Below are 19,988 nucleotides of genomic sequence, written 5' to 3'. Positions count from 1 at the left end.
CCCATATGCATTTTAATTTCAAGGAAAAAAGTGATGTTTCGTGTCTGTAAGTGGCTGCTGGCGGTCTCTGGTGTTGCGGCTGTCATGGCTGCACCTGCCGTGATGGCAGAGGATTCCTACCCCTCCAAACCTATTCAGTTTGTGGTGCCTTACCCGCCAGGTGGTCCACTGGATAGCATGGCGCGCTTGCTGGCCGAACGTGTCAAAGGTGATCTGGGTACGGTCGTGGTGGAGAACAAGTCCGGCGCGGGTGGCAATATTGGTGCCAGCATCGTGGCCAAGGCCGCTCCAGACGGTTACACCCTGATGATGGGAGCGGTGGCAATCAACGCCATCAATCCGTGGTTGTACAAGACGGTGCCCTTTGATCCGGTCAAGAGCTTTGAGCCTATCGCGCTGGTTGCCTCGGTGCCTAATATCCTGATTGTGAATAAGGAGTTTGCCGAGCAGAACAAGATTGTATCCGTGCAGGATCTGATTGCTTACGCCAAAGAGCACCCCGGCCAACTGAATTTTGCGTCTGGCGGCAATGGCAGTGCGGGCCACCTGGCTGGAGAGGTCCTCAATACGCGTGCCGATATCAATTCTGTGCATGTTCCCTATGCCGGCGCCAACCCGGCCAAGACCGCATTGCTGGCAGGCCAAGTCCATTTCATGTTTGACAATCTGGCCTCGGCTGCTCCTCTGATCAAGGCGCAGACTGTCCAGCCTTTGGCAGTGACGACGCTGGAGCGCTCCAGCTTTTTCCCCGACGTGCCCACCATGGAGCAGGCTGGGGTGAAGCCTTTTGACCTGGGTACCTGGTTCGGCGTGTTTGCAACAGGCGGTACACCGCAGCCTGTTCTGGACAAGCTGCATGCCGCTTATGCCAAGGCCTTGATGGATCCGGCCGTGCGGGAAGCACTGGCAACGATGGGCTCTGACGTGCAGCCTGGTACCATGGCTGAGTTCAGTGAGCTTGTCAGCAATGATCTTAAGAAGTACAAAGAAGTCGTTGCCGATTCGGGAGCCGAGTTATTCTAAGCTTTCAAAGGCTTAGCCCTACAGGCAATGAGTGACTGAAGTCGGGATGGCCGCTCGCAAGATCAAGAATTGTTAAAGAAGGCAGTGAAGCCTGTTTTGAAGTACCTGCTTGAGATGCCCGTTGCTAGTATGGGAGGCATCCAAGTGGTCCTGGTACTTAATTTGAGATTACGGAGCCAATAATGACAATTTTCATTCGGTCTGCAAAAGTTGCAGCATGTGCTGGTGTTTTTTCCTTCTTGGCCGCGTGCGGCACGATGGACAATATGAGCACGGGCGGTCGCACCGCCGTTGGAGCCGGTGGCGGCGCTGCAGTGGGGGCGGGTATTGGAGCCTTGATTGGCGATAGCAGCAAGGCGGCCCTGATAGGAGCCGGTATTGGTGCATTGGCTGGCGGGATCGCGGCCTATAACTGGTCCGGTATCAAGAAAGACGTTCAGCAGTCCGGCGCTACCAGCCTGGGCGTGGATGTGACCGAAATGGCTGACGGCAGCTTGCGGGTCAATATTCCAAGCAGCGTCTCGTTTGATACGGGTCGCTATCAGCTGAAACCGGCTTTGCTGCCTGTTCTGGATAGTGTGGCGCGTGCCATGAATCAGCATCCTGAGTTGCGCGCCAAGGCGATTGGTTATACCGATAGCACGGGTTCGGCACAGACCAATCAGACCTTGTCGGTCAACCGCGCCAGTGCTGTGACCAATTATCTGAATCAGCAAGGGGTAGGCCAAGGTCGTTTGATGGTGGAAGGCCGCGGTCCGAACTCGCCTATTGGTGACAATGCGACGGCAGAAGGCCGTGCCATGAACCGTCGCGTGGAGTTGTATCTGTACGCGCCGCAGAAGTAAGTCTCTGCTTGCACCCCTTCGGGGGTGCTGATAAAAGGCCCGGTTTTTAGCCGGGCTTTTTTTTGTGCTCGATCGGGGAGTAATGGAGTTGTAGGGCAGGATCCTCTGTTTGTTGTTTGTTGTTTGTTGCTTGTTGCTTGTTGTTAGCTGTGAGTTGTGAGCTGCCAATGGGTGCTTATCTGTTGTCGCTGATGACCTCACCGTTGCTTGGGTGGTAAGGCTGATTATTCAGGAGAACCCGGTAATGAACACGCCCTTGGGGGCGGTGGGGACCCGGAGGGGCTTGAGCACTTGCCGGTGCTGCGCACCGGGCCCCTTGTCGAGGTCATCATCCGGGCGCACTCTGAACTCGCGGGATGGTTCGTCCCCCGGACGAACCACAAGCGTCCCGCTCAAACAGCAGAGTGCTTGCACCCCGGATCATGCCCCCGCCTGCGGCACGTACTCTGAATCGCCCCTCCGGGTCCCCACCGCCCCCAATGGCTCATACCGTGGCTATTCAAGTAATCATGTATTGAGGATCTGGGATCTGGGTCTAAGATCTGAAATCTGAGATCTGAAGCCTGAGGTCTGAGGTCTGAGGTCTGGGGTCTGAGGCAAGAGGCAAGAGGTCTGAGGTGAGATGTCAGAGATTCGACGCAGGCCAGGAAAGTGTCACACGTCATCCAAGCATGCAGTTTGAATTATTCAGAAAAAAACGATGGTGAGCCCGTTGAGCTTAGCCTCAGGGGGGGGCGGGCGGGTCAGAGGGTTTGCCGCGGTCGGGAGATAACGTAGGGGTGCAAGCATCCTGCTGTCTGAGCCGGAAGCTTGTGCTTGGTCCGGGGGACCAAGTACCCGGCGAGTTCAGGATGCGCCCGTAGCTATCTTCCGACAAGGGCACCGGCGCGCAGCACCGGCAAACACTCAGCCCGGACCCCCTGAGGCTAAGCTCAACGGGCGTCTCCTGCACCGATGTCTTTTGCCTGACAAACCACGCGTTCCTACAAATGAAGCAACGAATCCCGCAAAAAAGCCCCAGGCAGAAAAAATCCACCCAGGGCTTTACCCCATCAAGGCCTGATCAAACAAAGATCATGTTCACCCCAGGCGGGGCCTCAACAAAGCGTCAAGCCTCCTGATACAGCTTGCTGCCCTGCTGCACAAACTGCATTGACATTTCCTTCATTCCATGCTCCACAGCGGACTGCTCATCCAGGCCATTAGCCTTGGCGTAGTCCCGTACATCCTGCGAGATCTTCATACTGCAGAACTTGGGCCCACACATAGAGCAGAAATGTGCCACTTTCATCGAGTCTTTCGGCAAAGTCTCATCGTGGAATTCACGCGCCGTATCCGGGTCCAGCCCCAAGTTGAACTGATCGTCCCAACGGAACTCAAAGCGCGCTTTGGACAAAGCATTGTCGCGGAACGCTGCTGAAGGATGCCCCTTGGCCAGGTCCGCCGCATGGGCGGCGATTTTGTAGGTGATGATGCCGTCCTTGACATCCTTCTTGTTCGGTAAACCCAGATGCTCCTTGGGTGTCACATAACACAGCATGGCCGTGCCTTGCCACGCAATCATGGCGGCCCCCAAACCGGAGGTGATGTGATCGTAACCCGGTGCGATGTCGGTTGCCAAAGGCCCCAGGGTGTAGAACGGGGCTTCATGACAGTGCTCCAGCTGCAACTGCATGTTCTCAGGAATCAAATGCAAGGGCACATGGCCAGGCCCCTCAATCATGACCTGAACATCATGCTTCCAGGCGACCTGGGTCAGCTCACCCAGGGTGCGAAGTTCAGCGAACTGAGCCTGATCATTGGCGTCGTAGCCTGAGCCTGGGCGCAAGCCATCTCCCAGCGAGAAGGCCACATCATATTGCTTCATGATCTCGCAGATGTCTTCGAAATGCTCATGCAGAAAGCTCTCGCGGTGATGCGCCAGACACCACTTGGCCATAATGGAGCCTCCCCGCGACACAATGCCTGTCATGCGGCTGGCCGTCATGGGTATAAAGGGCAAACGGACGCCGGCGTGAATCGTGAAGTAATCCACGCCTTGCTCAGCCTGCTCAATCAAGGTGTCGCGGAAAATGTCCCAGCTCAGATCCTCGGCGATGCCACCGACCTTTTCCAGGGCCTGGTAAATGGGTACCGTCCCGACTGGCACGGGTGAATTGCGGATAATCCACTCGCGCGTTTCGTGGATATTTTTCCCTGTGGACAGATCCATGATCGTGTCTGCTCCCCAGCGGATGGCCCACGTCATCTTCTCGACTTCTTCGCCAATGGTGGAACCCAGGGCCGAGTTACCGATATTGGCGTTGATTTTCACCAGGAAGTTTCGACCGATAATCATGGGCTCGGTTTCCGGGTGGTTGATATTGGCAGGCAAGATGGCGCGCCCCCGCGCGATCTCGTCACGTACAAACTCAGGCGTGACCGTTGTGGGCAGGCTGGCACCGAAATTTTGGCCAGGATGCACTTTGGTGAGGCGACGAGCCATTTCCTCACCTTGTGGCCCACTGGCGCGCAAACTCTCAATGTAGTGCTCGCGTCGCAGATTCTCCCGAATAGCGACGAACTCCATTTCGGGCGTGATGATGCCGCGCCGAGCGTAATGCATTTGCGTCACGTTGGCACCCGAAATACTGCGTCGTGGCTGACGTTTGAGTTCAAAGCGCAGGCTGTCCAGTTCCGGGTCTGCCTGACGCGCCTGACCGTACTGACTGTTGAGTCCAGCCATCAACTCCGTATCGCCGCGCTCGGAAATCCAGGCTTGGCGTAAGGCAGGCAGACCTTTGCGAATATCGATCTGTACCGTGGGGTCCGTATAGGGACCGCTGGTGTCATACACGCTAAGGGGAGGGTTGGGCTCGGCGCCGAAATGGCTGGGCGTATCAGCCAGGGAAATCTCCCGAAACGGCACACGCAGATCAGGCCGTGAGCCAGTTTGATAAATTTTCCGGGAGTTGGGCAAAGGCTGGATTGCAGCCGGGTCGACACTGGCCGCTGTGGCCGTAAAAGAAGGGGTTTTGCTTGTCATTGCAGCTCCAAAAAGAGGGTGGAGCCGATATAGGAAGAAGTGCAGTGCAGGCATTGCACCTGCTGCACACGCTCCCAGCATCGGCATTATCCGTACTGGTACGAGGGTTTATCTCAACCCGCCAAACGGCGAGTACCCCTGCGTGCTGACAAGTATAGGTAGCTTCGGGCTGCTTGTGGACGTATAAGGCTTATTTTCTTTTCATGCCGTTGAGCAAGTGACGGATGGTTTGATCCAGATGATCCCGCTCTTTGGGCGGCAAAGCCACAATTTCGTCTACGGAAAAGCGGTTGAACGGCCAGGTCACAATGGGTGGGCCTTCGCCGGAGTCTTGCAAGTTGGCAGCATGTGCTGGACTTAACTCCATCGTGCCCAAGCCACTCTTGAGCCATTGGGCACTGATATTCAGTGCTTTTGCCAGGTCCAGGATTTCGCGCGCGTCACGTCGTGTACCACTCTCGTAATTGGAGATGGCACTTTGGCTGAGGTTGCACAGACGAGCCAGTTCGGCTTGTGAGAAGCCACGTTGCAGGCGGGCGTGACGGAGGCGATCAGAGAAGTGTTTCACAGTACAGATTGTTCATGGAACGACCTGCACGATGGTTTTGTATGGATATGTCGTATGTGATAAAAAGGGTAGGCCGACGAACGATAAAGGTTCGTCCACTCGCGCAAGGGCTAACGCGGTTTCATGCCGTCCAGTAAATGCCGCATGGTGCGATCGAGCAAATCTCGTTCACTCTCTGCCAAGGCCACGACTTCATCAACCGAGAACAGGCGAAAAGGCCAGGAAACGATCGGAGGGCCATCCAAGGGTTCGGACAGCAGGTAGGTGTCATCCGTGAACTCCATTTTGCCAACGCCTTTTCGCAACCACAAAACGCTGACGTTCAACGCGCGGGCCAGATCCAGAATTTCACGGGCATCTCGACGAGTACCGTTTTCGTAATTGGAAATGGCGCTCTGGCTCAATCCGCACAGACGTGCCAAACCAGCCTGAGAAAGACCGCGGTGTTGGCGTGCATGGCGAAGGCGTTCGGAGAAATGTTTCACACAACAGATTGTTGATGTAAAGCCGAACACGATGGTGTTTAGATAAAATCACGGTCGTGATTTATACTGTCCGACATAGTCATCAGATGTCATTATAGTTAAGGTGTCAACTATGTCGGTTGCAAATGAACTTGCTGGCGGTCCTGTTGTGCTGTATCTGGCCACTGCCATTGCTGATCGAATCGAACTAGAACAAAAAATTCAGGCACTGGCTGAGCGTGGTTATCGACTTATTTTCTGTCCGGATGTGACGGCCTTGCTGCAGTCAGCCCAGACACGGACGCGCCATGCGGGTACGGTATGCATTGCCTGGTTGGGGGGCGGCTTGGCTGAAATCTGCTCGGCGGCTGTGCGTTTACGGATGCTATGTCCACAAATCGGAATCCTGATGCAGTCCGAAGCAACGGACTCAGCCATGTTGCAGGCCTTGCATAGCGGGGGGGATCAGTTTTGTCCCAAACAAGCCTCCTTGGAGTTGTTGGCCGCCAGTTTGCACAGTCTGCAACGGCGTCTGATGCAGATCCCCTCTATTCCAGAGCCATCGGCAACCCAGGAGTGGGTATTGGACCAAGAGGGCTGGACCTTGATCTCGCCAGTTGGCATGTCGTTTAGCCTGACCAGTACCGAGCGCGCGTTCATGGTTTGCCTGCTGGCTCGGGAGGATCGTCGTGCCAGCCATTACGAGCTGATGTGTGCAGTGGCCAGCAAAACAGATGTGATCAGTAATCCGCCCAGTGCCCTGCACATTAATCGTTTGGGGGTATTGGTCAGTCGCATGCGGCGCAAGTTCAGCCAGGGCGGGACGACACTGCCCATACGGTCACTTCATAACTGGGGGTATATGTTTGCCGCTAACTGCCAGTTACTGCTCGATGGGGCACGGGACTAGAGAAAAGGCACTGAAAAAGGCTCTGCCGGTCATACCGCTCAGAGCCTTTGACTATGCATTGAGGAGCGCAGCTTAAGCGTAGCGCTGCACCGACAGGTCATCGGCGCGGATGGCAGGCTCCTTGTTGCTAATCAGATCAGCCAGCAGTTGCGCGCTGCCGGTAGCCAAGGTCCATCCCAGCGTTCCGTGGCCCGTGTTCAGGAACAGGTTGGGATAACGGCTGCGTCCCACAATCGGGGTGCTGTCCGGTGTCTTGGGTCGCAGTCCCGTCCAGAAATGCAGGTCTGCGTCGCTGTGATAGCTGCCGGGGAAAAGATCGTTCAACACCATCAGCAGGGTGTGTTCGCGCCGTGGGTTCAACTGCTTGTTAAAACCCACTACCTCGGCCATGCCACCCACACGAATGCGATTGTCAAAGCGCGTCAAAGCAATTTTGTAGCTTTCGTCCAGCAAGGTGGATTGAGGGGCGCGGGAGGCGTCTGCAATTGTGGCGGTAATCGAATAGCCTTTCAGGGGGTAAACCGGGATAGCTTGCAGGTTTTTCATCAAACCGCTCGACCAGGAGCCCAGCGCCACCACATAGGCGTCAGCAGTCAGTAAACCATCGGAGCTTTGCACACCGCTGATTTCCGAGCCGTTGCTGTGAATGCGCTGAATCGTCTGGTTCCAACGGAACTCCACCCCTTCCTGTTCAGCCAGTTCGCTCAATCGACGTGTGAACATCTGGCAGTCGCCAGTCTCGTCCTCAGGGAAACGTAGACCACCGCTCAATTTGTGCTCGACGTGACGGAGCGCCGGTTCAATGGTGTGCAGCTCGGAAGCCGACAGCAACTGATAAGGTACGCCGGCCTCTTTCAACACCTCGATATCGGCGGCGATGTTATCCAATTGTTGTTGTGTACGGAACACTTGCAAGGTGCCTTGGGCCCGATGCTCAAACTGAATATCGGTCTGAGCGCGTAGCTCAGCCATGCAATGGCGGCTGTATTCGGCCAAGCGCACCATGCGCTCTTTATTGATGGCGTAGCGGTCAGCCGTGCAGTTGCGCCACATGGCCAGCAGCCATTTGATTTGGGTGAGCGTCCCATCGGGGCGGATGGTCAGGGGAGGATGCTCGTCGAACATCCATTTGATCGCCTTGCGTGGGATACCTGGCGCAGCCCAAGGGCAGGCATAACCAAAGGAAAGTTGGCCGGCATTGGCAAAACTGGTTTCCAGAGCGGGCCCAGCCATGCGGTCAATGACCGTGACGCTGTGTCCTTGGCGGGCAAGATAATAAGCGCTGGTTACGCCTTCGACGCCAGCACCTAGCACGAGGATCTTCATACGGTTCCTTGGGCGCATCGCCCGAGAGGGAAAGTGTTGCGATCGGGCGCGGTATAACCGCGCATGCTGTCGCAATTCGATACGTTTTATCCGTCTATTTCAACAGGCGGGCAGGGTAGGGGTCAAGGTTTAGTCCTGATCCGGACTGCTGCGCGGAAACACCATATTGTTACGGTGGATCAGCTCCGTATCGTGTTCGCTGCCCAGCAACTCATTGATCAGGTGACTGGGCTGACCCATGATGCGACGGGTATCGTCCGACGAGTAGTTGATCAGACCGCGGGCATATTCCACGCCATGCTTATCCACGCAAGCGACGACATCGCCACGGTCAAATTCGCCCTCGACATGGGTGACGCCTACCGGCAGCAGACTTTTGTGTCCGTCTACCAGCGCACGTACCGCGCCTTCGTCCAGCGATACACGGCCACGCACGCGCAACTGGTCGACCAGCCAGCGCTGCCGGGCCGAGCGTACCGGCAGGGTGGCACGCAGTTCCGTGCCGATGCGCTCCCCTTGGGCCAGACGCGAGAGCACCTGCTTTTCACGGCCCGAGGCAATGATGGTGTGGCCACCGCTTTGTGCGGCACGCTTGGCAGCCAGAATCTTGGTAATCATGCCGCCAGTGCCGATATTGCTGCCCGAGCCGCCCGCCATCGCCTCCAGCGTCGGGTCACCCGCCTGACCCAGCGAGATGAATTGTGCGTCGGGGTTGCTTCGAGGGTCGGCGCTGTACAGTCCGGCCTGGTCGGTCAGGATAATCAGGGTCTCGGCTTCGATCAGGTTGGTGACCAGCGCGCCCAGGGTATCGTTGTCACCCACGCGGATTTCATCGGTCACCACGGTGTCGTTTTCGTTCACGATGGGGACCACGCCCAGGTCCAGCAAGGTGTTGATGGTGCTGCGTGCATTCAGATAACGGCGGCGGTCTGCCAGATCCTCATGGGTCAGCAGAATCTGGGCAGTGCGCACACCGTGGCGGGCAAAGGCCACTTCATAAGCCTGTATCAGACCCATCTGGCCTACCGCGGCCGCTGCCTGCAACTCATTCATGGCCTTCGGTCGACGCGGCCATCCCAGACGGGCCATGCCCTCGGCAATGGCGCCACTGGAGACCAGCACCAGTTGCTTGCCTTGGGCATGCAGTTGAGCAATCTGGGTCGCCCATTGCTCTACGGCATCCAGGTCAATCCCTTTGCCCTCGTTGGTGACCAGGGAGGAACCTACTTTAATAACCAGTCGGCGCGACTGCGCAACGGCCGATTCAGAATGAGAAGAGTGCTGCATGAGGAGTTCAGAAATCTATCGCTTGGCGAGTAAATAGAGAAAATGCCAGGAGTAGGGCGGCTGAATGGACCGCGTCTTCCGGGCATTTTGGGGTTCAGTCCCAGGGGTGAGACCCTGGGTCTGTGTGGCACGATCAGTCTGGAGCAAACCTCTCGTCGTAAATATGCGTACCGTCGGCAATATCTTGTTCGATATGCTCCTTGCGGCTTTCCTGATCCAGCCAGGTTTGCAGCTGGTAAACCAGATCCTGAGTGCCCACACCGGTCAAGGCCGAGATGCCGAAAACAGGACCTTCCCAATTGAGCTCTTTGAGCAGGCGGGCTTTCAGATCCTCTGGATCGGACACCATGTCCAGCTTGTTCAGAACCAGCCAGCGTGGCTTGGCGTAGAGCTCTTCGCTGTACAGGCGCAGTTCTTCCACAATGGCTCGGGCTTCTGCCGCCACTTTGGCCACAATATCCTCGTCCGGGTCCAGACTGGAGACATCGAGCAGGTGCAACAGGATACGGGTGCGGGTCAGATGGCGCAGGAACAAGTGGCCCAGGCCAGCTCCTTCAGACGCACCTTCGATCAGACCAGGAATATCCGCCACTACAAAGCTGTGGGCTTCGGACGAGCGGACCACGCCCAGGTTGGGGTGCAGAGTGGTGAACGGGTAATCGGCAATGCGTGGCTTGGCGTTGGAGATACGGGTAATCAGGGTGGATTTGCCGGCATTGGGCATACCCAGCAGGCCCACATCGGCCAACACCTTGAGCTCCAGGCGCAGCTTGCGGTGTTCGCCTTCCTTGCCATAGGTAAATTGACGCGGCGCACGGTTCACGCTGGATTTGAAATGCAGGTTGCCCAAACCGCCGGCTCCGCCTTGGGCCAACGTGACCCGTTCGCCGTGGCGCTTCATGTCAAACAGCTGCTCGCCGGTTTCGGCGTCGAAAATCATGGTGCCTACCGGCACACGCAGGGTAATGTCTTCGCCACCCGCCCCATACTGGTCGGACCCACGGCCGTTTTCGCCGTTGCGAGCGCGGTGCAGGCGGGCGTAGCGGTAGTCGATCAAGGTGTTGACGTTACGGTCGGCCTCAGCGTAAATGCTGCCGCCACGTCCACCGTCGCCGCCGTTGGGGCCACCTTTCTCAATAAATTTTTCTCGGCGGAAACTGGCAGCGCCGTTTCCACCTTTGCCTGCGACCACTTCAATGGTCGCTTCGTCTACGAATTTCATGGTGATGAGTTCTGTATAGGTCCAGGGGCCGCAGAACCGTATGGGCTGCTGGTCTGGGAACAGACCATTTTAAACAAAAACCCCAATTGCTTAGTGTATAGGAGATTGGCTTATCTGCCGGTATGTGCGGTGAGAGTGACCGGTTTTTAATCTCTTGCTGTGGCCGTAGGGAGACTGACCAGGTCGGATAGGCGCGAGGGCAGGGGGGCACGATGGCCGTACATGAAAAAAGCCCTGCCTAAGGCGGCAGGGCTTTTCGTGGCAACTACGCGGTGAGCGAGTGCTTATTCGGCAGCAACGACCGAAACGGTACGCTTGTTCAGTGCACCGGTGATGGAAAATTTAACTTTGCCATCAACCAGAGAGAACAGGGTATGGTCTTTGCCAATGCCCACGTTCACGCCGGGGTGAAACTGAGTGCCGCGCTGACGAACAATAATGCCGCCAGCCGAAATTACCTGACCGCCGTAGACTTTAACGCCCAGACGTTTGGCCTGTGAGTCACGGCCGTTCCGCGTAGAGCCGCCGCCTTTCTTCTGTGCCATTTCTTTAGCTCCTAGATGAAGAAAATACCAGATTCGCTTTCAGCAACAACTTAGGCGTTGATCGCTTCGATGCGGATTTCGGTGTAGTTTTGACGATGGCCTTGCGTTTTGCGGTAGTGCTTGCGACGGCGCATTTTGAAAATCTTGATCTTGTCGTGACGGCCTTGCGCAAGAACAGTAGCTTTGACCACAGCGCCAGCAACGAAAGGAGCACCGATTTGCAGTGCTTCACCTTCGCCGACGGACAGAACCTGGTCAAGCGAAATTTCTTGCCCAATGTCTGCCGGTATCTGTTCTATTTTGAGTTTTTGGCCAGCAGTAATGCGATATTGCTTACCGCCGGTTTTTATAACCGCGTACATAGGGAATCCCTTAAAGAGAGTCAAAAAGGCATGGTGGATAAGGCTAGTTTCAGCCAAAGCCATGCCCTCTAACATAAAAAAATCTTGACACGCAAAATGCCAAGCAAAAAATAATAGGATAAAAAGGCTTTACTGTCAATGGTTTGGGCCTTCGCCTGTCAGTATTTTGCATCCAATCCTTTCCTCGGTCAGGGGGGAGATGGCCCTGCCGTATTGTCACTGAACCGGCGCAGGCAGGGCAGGGACCCCGATTCACGCAAAATTGTCGCTTGCCCCAAACGCTTACACTTTTCCTCATTCTGTGGCCTTTGGGCCAGAAGGCTTCCGCTAGGGTAGAGGCGTTGCGTTCACAGAGCGTAAGTCATTTATTTTTCGAACCTGATAAGGGGAAGCGTATGAATAAGGACACGATCGAAGGCAAATGGAAACAGCTGGCCGGCAAGGCCCGCAGTGTCTGGGGGGAAATTACGGATGACGACTGGGCCAAGATGAAAGGCGACGCCACCCAATTGGCGGGTCTGGTCCAAGAGCGCTATGGCCGCACCCGCGAAGAGGCGGAGCGTGAAGTAAAAGATTTCTATGACAAGTACGACCGCTAGTGAGGCGGGGCCCGGTTTTTTGTCTGGAACCTGATGATTGAAGCCGTCACGGCCTGCCAGACAAAGTGTTGATCCTGTACGTACTGATGATGAGGAGAATCGTATGCTTTACTATGCCGTAATCTTTTTTATTGTTGCCATTGTCGCGGCTGTGCTGGGTTTTGGAGGTATTGCCGCTGGTGCTGCTTCGATTGCCAAGATCCTGTTTGTCGTGTTCCTGATTCTGGCGGTGCTCTCGCTTATCAAGGGCATGGCCAAGAAATAGAGCAGGCCCGCTTGAGGCGGGCCCGTCTGAAACACCAAGCCGTCTTCGCCCGTCAGGGGAAGACGGTTTTTTTATCAGGAGCGGTAATCGGCGTTAATGGTGACGTACTCGTGCGAGAAGTCGCAGGTGTAGACCGTCTCGCTATGTTGGCCGCGACCCAGGGAGACACGAACCAGAATTTCGGCTTCCTTCATGACGCGCTGACCGTCTTCTTCGCGGTACTCGGGGTTGCGTCCGCCGTCCACCGCTACCAGCACATCCCCCAGCCACAGACGCAGTTTGCTCACGTCCAGATCTGTGATGCCTGCGTAACCAATGGCGCACAGAATGCGGCCCAGGTTCGGATCGGAGGCAAAGAAGGCGGTTTTAACCAGAGGCGAGTGAGCAATGGCGTAAGCCACTTTCAGTGCTTCTTCGCTGGAGCCGGCGTCATCAACCTGAATGGTCATGAACTTGGTGGCGCCTTCGGCGTCACGCACGATTTTCTGGGCCAGTTCGCGCGAGGCGTCCACCAGGGCGTCCAGCAAGGTGTTGTAGTTCGGGTCTGCAATCGACTCTACTGTGACACCGCTTTGGCCGGTTGCCATGATGATGAACGAGTCGTTGGTGGAGGTGTCGCCATCAACCGTAATGCGGTTGAAAGAGCGGTCTGCCGCCAGACGGCACATATCGCGCAACAATTCGGGAGCAATACCGGCATCGGTGGCCAGATAACCCAGCATGGTGGCCATATTGGGGCGAATCATGCCTGCACCCTTGCTGATACCCGTCAGGGTGACCGTTTTGCCCGAGAGCTGGATTTGGCGAGACACGATTTTGGGCTGGGTGTCGGTGGTCATGATGCTGTGGGCAGCATTGAACCAGTTGTTGTCCGACAGATCGCTGACCGCTGCGGGCAGGGCACCCAGCAGGCGATCCATGGGCAACGGCTCCAGAATTACGCCGGTGGAAAAGGGCAGGACCTGCTGAGGCAGAATATTTAACAGACGCGCTGTTTCCTTGCAGGTTTGCTGGGCTTTTTCCAGACCTGCCTGACCGGTACCGGCGTTGGCATTGCCGGTATTGATTACCAGGGCGCGGATGCCATCGTGGGTAGCCAGATGCGCTTCGCACACCTGAACGGGAGCGGCGCGGAAACGGTTGGTGGTAAAGACACCGGCTACGCTGGTGCCAGGGGCCAGTTCAAACACGGTCAGGTCGCGTCGGTTGGCCTTGCGAATACCGGCTTCGGCAATGCCGATTTTGACACCGGCAACGGGGTGAATGTCAGATTCAGAGGGGATGAACAGATTGACGGCCATGACGCGATCCGAAAAACAATGTTAAAGGCGGCTCAAAGCAATAATGATACTTGCTTTGAGCCGCCTGAGCATATCTTTGGTCGCGTGGGGGTGTCAGTTCTCGCGAGAGGCCATTGCCACGTTGTTGCGGGTAATCAGTTTGAGTTCACCCAAGGCTTCAAACAGGTTGACGCGCGCCTTGTCCGACAGGTTGGCAAACATCTCCTGCAGCCATTGCTCGTGGGAAGCCGCCATTTTCTTGAACTGGCGCTTGCCTTTGGGCGTCAGGCGGATCAGGGAGCTGCGGCGGTCGGTGAGTACCTTGATGCGTTCGACCAGACCCTCTTTTTCCAGCTGATCCGTAATGCCTGTGATATTGCCGTTGGTGACCATCAGGTGGCGGGACAGTTCGCTCATTTTCATGCCCGCGGGCTGGCGCTGCAATTGAGCCATCAGGTCAAAACGGGGCAGGGTAGTGGCGTGTTCGGTACGCAGACGACTACGAATTTCGCCTTCAACCAGATTGGTGCAGGCCATCAAGCGTAACCACAGACGGGTGTCGAAGTGGTCATCGCTGTGGGCACGGCTTTCCAAGTCGGGAGCAGCATCGGCGACGGCGGAAGCGGGGATATCGTTCATGATCATAGATAGCTTGCCTTAATGGTGCATGTCCAAAATGTTTAGCTTTGAAGGACGCAGACCGCAGCCATGAGCAAGCTGGGTTAGCTTGGAAGGTATCTTAGGGGCTGGTTCGAAGTTTGACATTGCGACAGATCAAAGTAAATTCGTTTTTAGCTTAAATTAATCAACTTGATTGAAAGCGCAGGTCCAGTTGACAAAGCATTGAGTAATGAAATGCAAATTTCTGTCTGTTATTTACTTTCATGATCACCGCCTTGAATACGGTTACGCAGACGCTTTGACGCGGCTCCAAGGCTATAAGCTGGCTAAATTCAAGTGATTATTTAGTTGAAGTATAAGACATTTGCATCACGGTAGCCGACGAAAATAATCCGTTTTCCGTTTTTTTTGATACTTTTTTTGTTTCAAAAATAATGTCTACCGTAAATTTTTCTTAATTGAAAAAAAGTGCGGCGTACATGGATTGGTTTTTGACCAGCTGAAATTTATTATTTATTTTCCTATGCGTGGGTTGCCGCCCGAAGCGAGCTCGAGCGATGTCAGGATACGGGTTTAAATAGTGGGTGAGGATGCGCTACTGCGGATAACCCGTAGTCGGTATGGCTGATGTCGAGAGGTTTTTTTTGCTAATATCCTTTAGAACTAAACAATATAGACCTTGCCAATTTTGGCCGATGCCTTTGATGCAGCAGGGTCTACGCCTGAGTGGGGCGTAATCTACGCAGGAGATAAGGATGGAACGTTCAGCGCACCTTGATACCTTTGCACGCGACAATCTGCCCCCCATGGAGTGGTGGCCAGACATGTTGCTGGAGGGAAATCCGGATGTGGACTACCCCGCTCGTTTCAATTGCGCCGTGGCGCTGTTGGGGGAGCAGGTCGCAGCAGGGCATGGTGACCGCGTGGCCATACAGTGGGCTCAGGGCGAGGAAAATCGCAGTCTGACCTACAAAGAGCTGGACGTGCTGACCAATCGTATTGCGCATGTTCTGCTTGAGGACATGAAGCTGGTGCCCGGCAACCGGGTATTGCTGCGCGGTCCCAACAACCCCATGATGGCGGCCTGCTGGCTGGCCAGTATCAAGGCGGGTCTGGTTACCGTCCCCACCATGCCTTTGCTGCGTGCGGTGGAGCTCAAGACCATTTTGGACAAGGCCCAGATTCATGCCGCTCTGTGCGATGAGCGTCTGCGTCAGGAGTTGGAGCATTGCATGGATGCCGCTCATGATTCCTACACCCCTGTCCTGAAGCAACTGCTGTGCTTTAACGATGAGAGCGCCCAGGGTCTGGAGGCCTTGTTGGCTGACAAACCTGAGGATTTCACGGCGTGCGATACGGCGGCTGATGATGTGTGCCTGATTGCGTTCACCAGCGGCACGACCGGTCAGCCCAAGGGCTGCATGCATTTTCATCGTGATGTGCTGGCGATGTGCGATACCTTTTCCCGCCATGTATTGCGTTTGACACCGGATGACGTGGTGTGTGGTACTCCGCCTTTGGCTTTTACCTTTGGTCTGGGTGGTCTGCTTTGCTTTCCACTGCGGGTGGGGGCCTCTACCGTCTTGCTGGAGCGACTGACACCTTCGGACCTGCTGGGCATGATTGACCGCTTTAAGGTGACCATGAGCTTTACGGCGCCTACTTTTTATCGTCAGATGGCCGGTTTGGTGGATCGTTATTCTCTGGCCAGTTTGCGGGCCACCGTATCGGCAGGAGAAGCGTTGCCCGATGCAACCCGCCAGCTCTGGAAGCAGGCCAGCGGCATTGAGATGACCGATGGCATAGGCGGCACGGAGATGATTCACGTGTACGTATCCAGCCCGCCCGAGAAAGTGCGCCCCGGTGCCATTGGTCAGGTGGTGCCTGGGTATGTCGCCACGATTCTGGATGATGATCTGAATCCGGTGCCGGTGGGCACGGTGGGACGTCTGGCGGTCAAAGGCCCCACCGGTTGCAAGTATTTGAACGACGAACGTCAGAAGCAGTTTGTCCAGGGCGGCTGGAACTTCCCGGGTGATACCTTCAAGATGGACGAGGACGGCTACCTTTACTATCAGGCCCGTAACGACGACATGATTGTTTCTTCGGGCTACAACATTGCCGGCCCGGAGGTGGAGGGCACCTTGCTCAAACATGAGGCGGTGGCAGAGTGTGGAGTGGTAGGCGCCGCGGATGAAGAACGGGGCCAGATCGTGCAGGCTTTCATCGTGCTCAAGCCTGGCTTTACGCCCAGCGATGACTTGAAAAAGAAGCTGCAGGATTTTGTGAAAGAGAATGCCGCGCCTTACAAGTACCCACGCGCGATTGAGTTTGTGACTTCTTTGCCTCGGACCGAGACAGGGAAGTTGCAGCGATTTGTGCTGCGCCAAATGGCACAGCATTGATTCTTTCAGGAAAAAAAAGCGGGCTCAGGCCCGCTTTTTTGCATCCGGCGTACTAGTTCTTGAAGGAGGCAAAGACCTCACGGGCGGCTTGCACCGTCGCGTCGGTAATATCGGCGGTATGCTGCACCGACACAAAACCGGCTTCAAAGGCTGAGGGGGCAAAGTACACCCCCTTGTCCAGCATGGCGTGGAAGAACTGCTTGAAGCGTTCGATGTCGCCAGCCGAGACCTCGGCCAGGGACGTAGGAACGTTTTCGCTGAAGTAGATGCCGAACAGGCCGCCCTGATGGTCTGCCGTAAAAGGAACGCCTGCTTCTTGTGCTGCGGTCTTCAGGCCCTGGATCAGGTTGGCTGTGTTGGCTGTGAGGGTGTCATAGAAACCGGGTTGAGCCAGTTTCTTCAAGGTTGCCAGCCCCGCAGCGACAGCAACAGGGTTACCGGATAGGGTGCCTGCCTGGTAAACGCCACCGACGGGAGCCACGCATTGCATGATGTCGCGGCGACCACCAAAAGCGCCTACGGGCATGCCACCACCAATCACTTTAGCCAGTGTGGTCAGGTCAGGACGAATGCCGGTCAGGCCTTGTACGCCTTGCGGGCCCACGCGAAAGCCTGTCATGACCTCGTCAAAAATCAGCACGGCGCCATACTCGGTACATAGCTCGCGCAAGCCTTCCAGGAAACCGGGGGCTGGGCGGACCAGGTTCATATTGCCGGCAAAGGGCTCAACGATAACGCAGGCGATTTCGCTGCCTTTCTGTTTGAAGGCATCGCGCACGGCGTCCAGATCGTTGTAGTCCAGAACCAGGGTGTGACCGACAAACTCGGCCGGCACGCCGGCGGAGGTGGGGTTGCCAAAGGTCAGCAAGCCGGAGCCGGCTTTGACCAGCAGGCTGTCGGCGTGGCCATGGTAGCAGCCTTCGAATTTGATGATGGTGTTGCGGCCGGTAAAGCCACGGGCCAGACGAATGGCGCTCATGGTGGCCTCGGTGCCCGAGCTGACCAGACGAACCTGCTCGATGGATGGCAGCATCTTGGTCAGCGTTTCGGCCAGAACCACTTCGCCTTCGGTGGGCGCCCCATAGGACAGGCCGTGTACGGCAGCGTCCTGTACCGCTTTGATCACGTCCGGATCGGAGTGGCCCAGAATGGCCGGGCCCCAGGAACCCACGTAGTCCGTGTATCGCTGGCCGTCTGCATCCCAGATGTAAGGGCCTTGGGCGCGTTCGATAAAACAAGGTGTGCCACCCACAGAACCGAAGGCGCGGACGGGCGAGTTGACGCCGCCGGGGATGACTTTGCAGGCACGTTCAAAAAGTTCGGAATTACGGGACATGAGGCAAAAATCCAGAGATAAAAGGTCGGGGCCAGGCAAAAGATCAGCGCATAAAGCGCGAGGGGGCCTGGGCGTGAAAGTAGTCGGTAAAGCGTTGCGCCGTAGCGCGTATATCGCTGGTCTCAAACAGGCTGCTGATAACGGCAACGCTATCGACGCCTGCTTGCAGCAGTTCGGGCATTTTCTCGGGTGTGATGCCGCCGATGGCCACAATGGCGGCACGCCGTCCCTCGTGTTCTTGTTCTTGGCAAAGCTGTCGTGCTTGTCGCAAGGTATCCAGTTCTGCCGGGGGCGCTTCGGGTTTGACGCTGGACGGATACATGGCACCAAAGGCGATGTAGTCTGCATCGTCAGCCAGAGCCTGGCGCGCCAGGTCCAGACTGTTGTAGCACGAGCGTCCCAGCAGGGCTTGCGGTCCCAGAGCCTGGCGTGCCTGCCTCAGGTCGCCATCGCTTTTGCCCAGGTGTGCGCCTTGCACATCAAACTCTTGCGCCCAACTCCAGTGATCGTTGACCAAGAGCGGCAGATCCAAAGACAGGCACAGCTTGACCAACTCTTTGAGTTGTTGCTGGCGGATGGGTTCCGGGCCGTTTTTGCGGCGAAACTGCAAGACCTGCAAACCACCCTCGTGAGCGGCGCGCACTGCGTTCAGCAGGCGGGCTGTGTCGTCCCATTCGGGAGTAATGCCGTAAAGACCGGCAGGAAAGCGCAGGGAGGTGGCGTCAGTCATTTTGGGGAGCAACAGGGTTGAACAGGCGGTGGCCCATACCGGGCTGAAAAGTGTCACCGGCACGTTCCTGCAGGTGCAACAAGGCTGATTCTACCGCGTTATCCAGCTCATGACCCTGGGCCAGAAAGCTCAGGCAGGCTGTAGCCAGCAAACTGTCGATATCCTGCTGACGCACGCCACCATCGAGCGGCATGCTGTAATCCAGACGGCCATGATGACCCTGGAAACGGGTGTGCCATTGCCCGGCTGTGCCCGGTACGCCCGTCACCAGCACGGCATTGGCCCCATTGTTCAGCAAGGTTTCCACGGCGTCGGGCGTGTCGCCCAACAGCTCGTCGGCCTGCCAGCGCTCCAGGCTGGGGTGGTCGATCAACAATAAGGAGCTCAGTGGTAAAAGCAGGCGTAAACTGGCGTCCAGGGCGTCGTCCGCGTCCAGCTCGTCCAGGCCAGTGGGCATGGCGCTCAGGTGCAGGACCAAAGGCAGCTCCGGGTAGTCGGAACACAGCTCGGCAACCATGCTGGCGATTTCAGGACTGTAAACGGGGCCGCACTTGATGGCCTGAATGTTCATGTCTTCCAGCAGGCAACGTGCCTGGTCATCGGCGATGTCCTCGGCCAGCGTCTGGATGTTTTCCTGCTGCGCGCTGTCGCGTACCAGCAAGGCGGTGGGCACACTGACGATATGGCAGCCCAGACGGGCACCAGTGAGAGCATCTGCCGGCAGATGGGCGCCGCCACTGGGATCATAAGGGGCCAGCACGAGCGCCAGGGCAGGACTTGAATTTTTGATTTCAGCAGCCATCTTATCTTGGATACACCGGCAGGGCCAGACAAGGCTCTGGATGTCACGGGTTGAGTAATTTAGTAATATGAACCCCATTTTAATGGATTGCCCCGATTTGCACGCGGATCGGACTATGTTTACAAATACAGTAGGAATACTATGCGTACGTGGATGTGCCTGATTTGCGGCTGGATTTATGATGAAGAAACGGGTTTGCCTGAAGAAGGCATTGCACCGGGCACACGTTGGGAAGATGTCCCTCCAAACTGGGTCTGTCCCGAATGCGGCGCTCGTAAGGAAGACTTCGAAATGATCCAGGTGTGATCATTTCAGGTTCCAAGGTGGTTTGTTTTGACGGGAGGTGTGTATGAGTGCCACTAGCCAGTCCCCG

At 56.3% G+C, this 19,988-nt stretch carries 20 protein-coding genes and 1 riboswitch; of the genes, 7 read left to right on the top strand and 13 right to left on the bottom strand.

Annotated features, from left to right (window positions below; translation table 11 throughout):
• Positions 1-33: 33 nt before the first annotated feature.
• Complete coding sequence (locus tag RSQ48_RS14660) at positions 34-1,023, top strand: Bug family tripartite tricarboxylate transporter substrate binding protein (RefSeq protein WP_415301937.1); 990 nt, start codon at positions 34-36, stop codon at positions 1,021-1,023.
• A 266-nt stretch (positions 1,024-1,289) separates the two neighbouring features.
• Positions 1,290-1,868, top strand: a complete 579-nt coding sequence (locus RSQ48_RS14655) for an OmpA family protein (protein WP_003801921.1) — start codon at positions 1,290-1,292, stop codon at positions 1,866-1,868.
• Positions 1,869-2,976: 1,108 nt separating this feature from the next.
• Here the strand turns inward: RSQ48_RS14655 and thiC are convergent.
• The 3 genes from thiC to RSQ48_RS14640 all read right to left on the bottom strand — a co-directional run bounded on the left by thiC (position 2,977) and on the right by RSQ48_RS14640 (position 5,946).
• Positions 2,977-4,893 carry a phosphomethylpyrimidine synthase ThiC gene (gene thiC / locus RSQ48_RS14650; protein ID WP_415301936.1) on the bottom strand — a complete coding sequence of 639 codons (1,917 nt, stop codon included), beginning with the start codon at positions 4,891-4,893 and terminating at the stop codon, positions 2,977-2,979.
• 55 nt (positions 4,894-4,948) lie between these two features.
• A riboswitch (TPP riboswitch) is annotated at positions 4,949-5,043 on the bottom strand.
• A 40-nt stretch (positions 5,044-5,083) separates the two neighbouring features.
• Positions 5,084-5,461 (bottom strand): helix-turn-helix domain-containing protein, encoded by a 378-nt coding sequence (locus RSQ48_RS14645; protein ID WP_415301935.1) that lies wholly within the window; start codon positions 5,459-5,461, stop codon positions 5,084-5,086.
• A gap of 110 nt (positions 5,462-5,571) precedes the next feature.
• On the bottom strand, positions 5,572-5,946 hold the full coding sequence (locus RSQ48_RS14640; RefSeq protein WP_003801914.1) for a helix-turn-helix domain-containing protein: 375 nt from the start codon (positions 5,944-5,946) through the stop codon (positions 5,572-5,574).
• A 112-nt stretch (positions 5,947-6,058) separates the two neighbouring features.
• Between RSQ48_RS14640 and RSQ48_RS14635 the strand changes: the two genes are divergently transcribed.
• The gene (locus RSQ48_RS14635) at positions 6,059-6,835 is read left to right on the top strand and encodes a response regulator transcription factor (protein WP_003801912.1); all 777 of its coding nucleotides are present in this window, start codon (positions 6,059-6,061) and stop codon (positions 6,833-6,835) included.
• 72 nt (positions 6,836-6,907) lie between these two features.
• On the opposite strand, the gene RSQ48_RS14630 is transcribed toward RSQ48_RS14635, so the two are convergent.
• From RSQ48_RS14630 to rplU, 5 genes are all read right to left on the bottom strand, one after another.
• Positions 6,908-8,161, bottom strand: coding sequence for a D-amino acid dehydrogenase (locus RSQ48_RS14630; RefSeq protein ID WP_003801909.1), 1,254 nt, complete (start codon positions 8,159-8,161; stop codon positions 6,908-6,910).
• Between the two features lie 129 nt (positions 8,162-8,290).
• The gene (proB, locus tag RSQ48_RS14625; RefSeq protein ID WP_003801907.1) at positions 8,291-9,448 is read right to left on the bottom strand and encodes a glutamate 5-kinase; all 1,158 of its coding nucleotides are present in this window, start codon (positions 9,446-9,448) and stop codon (positions 8,291-8,293) included.
• Positions 9,449-9,581: 133 nt separating this feature from the next.
• Entirely contained in the window at positions 9,582-10,670 is a 1,089-nt protein-coding gene (gene obgE / locus RSQ48_RS14620; protein WP_003801905.1) for a GTPase ObgE, read from the bottom strand.
• A gap of 284 nt (positions 10,671-10,954) precedes the next feature.
• Positions 10,955-11,215, bottom strand: coding sequence for a 50S ribosomal protein L27 (gene rpmA / locus RSQ48_RS14615; protein WP_003801903.1), 261 nt, complete (start codon positions 11,213-11,215; stop codon positions 10,955-10,957).
• A gap of 50 nt (positions 11,216-11,265) precedes the next feature.
• Complete coding sequence (rplU, locus tag RSQ48_RS14610) at positions 11,266-11,577, bottom strand: 50S ribosomal protein L21 (protein WP_003801901.1); 312 nt, start codon at positions 11,575-11,577, stop codon at positions 11,266-11,268.
• 395 nt (positions 11,578-11,972) lie between these two features.
• Between rplU and RSQ48_RS14605 the strand changes: the two genes are divergently transcribed.
• Entirely contained in the window at positions 11,973-12,176 is a 204-nt protein-coding gene (locus RSQ48_RS14605) for a CsbD family protein (protein WP_003801900.1), read from the top strand.
• Positions 12,177-12,279: 103 nt separating this feature from the next.
• Positions 12,280-12,441: a DUF1328 domain-containing protein gene (locus RSQ48_RS14600; RefSeq protein WP_003801899.1), complete on the top strand. Its 162-nt coding sequence runs from the start codon at positions 12,280-12,282 to the stop codon at positions 12,439-12,441.
• Between the two features lie 74 nt (positions 12,442-12,515).
• Here RSQ48_RS14600 and argJ read toward each other — a convergent pair whose 3' ends face one another.
• Complete coding sequence (argJ, locus tag RSQ48_RS14595) at positions 12,516-13,742, bottom strand: bifunctional glutamate N-acetyltransferase/amino-acid acetyltransferase ArgJ (RefSeq protein WP_003801898.1); 1,227 nt, start codon at positions 13,740-13,742, stop codon at positions 12,516-12,518.
• A gap of 93 nt (positions 13,743-13,835) precedes the next feature.
• The gene (locus RSQ48_RS14590) at positions 13,836-14,366 is read right to left on the bottom strand and encodes a MarR family winged helix-turn-helix transcriptional regulator (protein ID WP_003801897.1); all 531 of its coding nucleotides are present in this window, start codon (positions 14,364-14,366) and stop codon (positions 13,836-13,838) included.
• Between the two features lie 731 nt (positions 14,367-15,097).
• On the opposite strand from RSQ48_RS14590, the gene RSQ48_RS14585 reads away from it, so the two are divergent.
• Positions 15,098-16,747 carry an AMP-binding protein gene (locus RSQ48_RS14585; RefSeq protein WP_059318250.1) on the top strand — a complete coding sequence of 550 codons (1,650 nt, stop codon included), beginning with the start codon at positions 15,098-15,100 and terminating at the stop codon, positions 16,745-16,747.
• Positions 16,748-16,799: 52 nt separating this feature from the next.
• On the opposite strand, the gene hemL is transcribed toward RSQ48_RS14585, so the two are convergent.
• Genes hemL through RSQ48_RS14570 form a run of 3 tightly spaced genes read right to left on the bottom strand, consistent with a single transcriptional unit; the run spans position 16,800 to position 19,615 of the window.
• Entirely contained in the window at positions 16,800-18,083 is a 1,284-nt protein-coding gene (gene hemL / locus RSQ48_RS14580; protein WP_059318251.1) for a glutamate-1-semialdehyde 2,1-aminomutase, read from the bottom strand.
• Positions 18,084-18,126: 43 nt separating this feature from the next.
• Positions 18,127-18,813 carry a thiamine phosphate synthase gene (gene thiE / locus RSQ48_RS14575; RefSeq protein WP_003801894.1) on the bottom strand — a complete coding sequence of 229 codons (687 nt, stop codon included), beginning with the start codon at positions 18,811-18,813 and terminating at the stop codon, positions 18,127-18,129.
• A complete protein-coding gene (locus tag RSQ48_RS14570) occupies positions 18,806-19,615 on the bottom strand; it encodes a bifunctional hydroxymethylpyrimidine kinase/phosphomethylpyrimidine kinase (protein WP_003801893.1) in 810 nt (269 codons plus the stop codon). Before RSQ48_RS14570 ends, thiE begins: the two co-directional genes overlap by 8 nt.
• Before the next feature lie 141 nt (positions 19,616-19,756).
• On the opposite strand from RSQ48_RS14570, the gene RSQ48_RS14565 reads away from it, so the two are divergent.
• On the top strand, positions 19,757-19,921 hold the full coding sequence (locus RSQ48_RS14565; protein ID WP_003801892.1) for a rubredoxin: 165 nt from the start codon (positions 19,757-19,759) through the stop codon (positions 19,919-19,921).
• Positions 19,922-19,988: the final 67 nt, after the last annotated feature.

It is taken from the genome of Alcaligenes sp. SJTW-7 (assembly GCF_047716895.1).
Classification (GTDB): Bacteria; Pseudomonadota; Gammaproteobacteria; order Burkholderiales; family Burkholderiaceae_B; genus Alcaligenes; species Alcaligenes ammonioxydans.
Note: the sequence above shows the minus strand (reverse complement) of the source record. Positions and strands in the feature narration are given on the sequence as shown.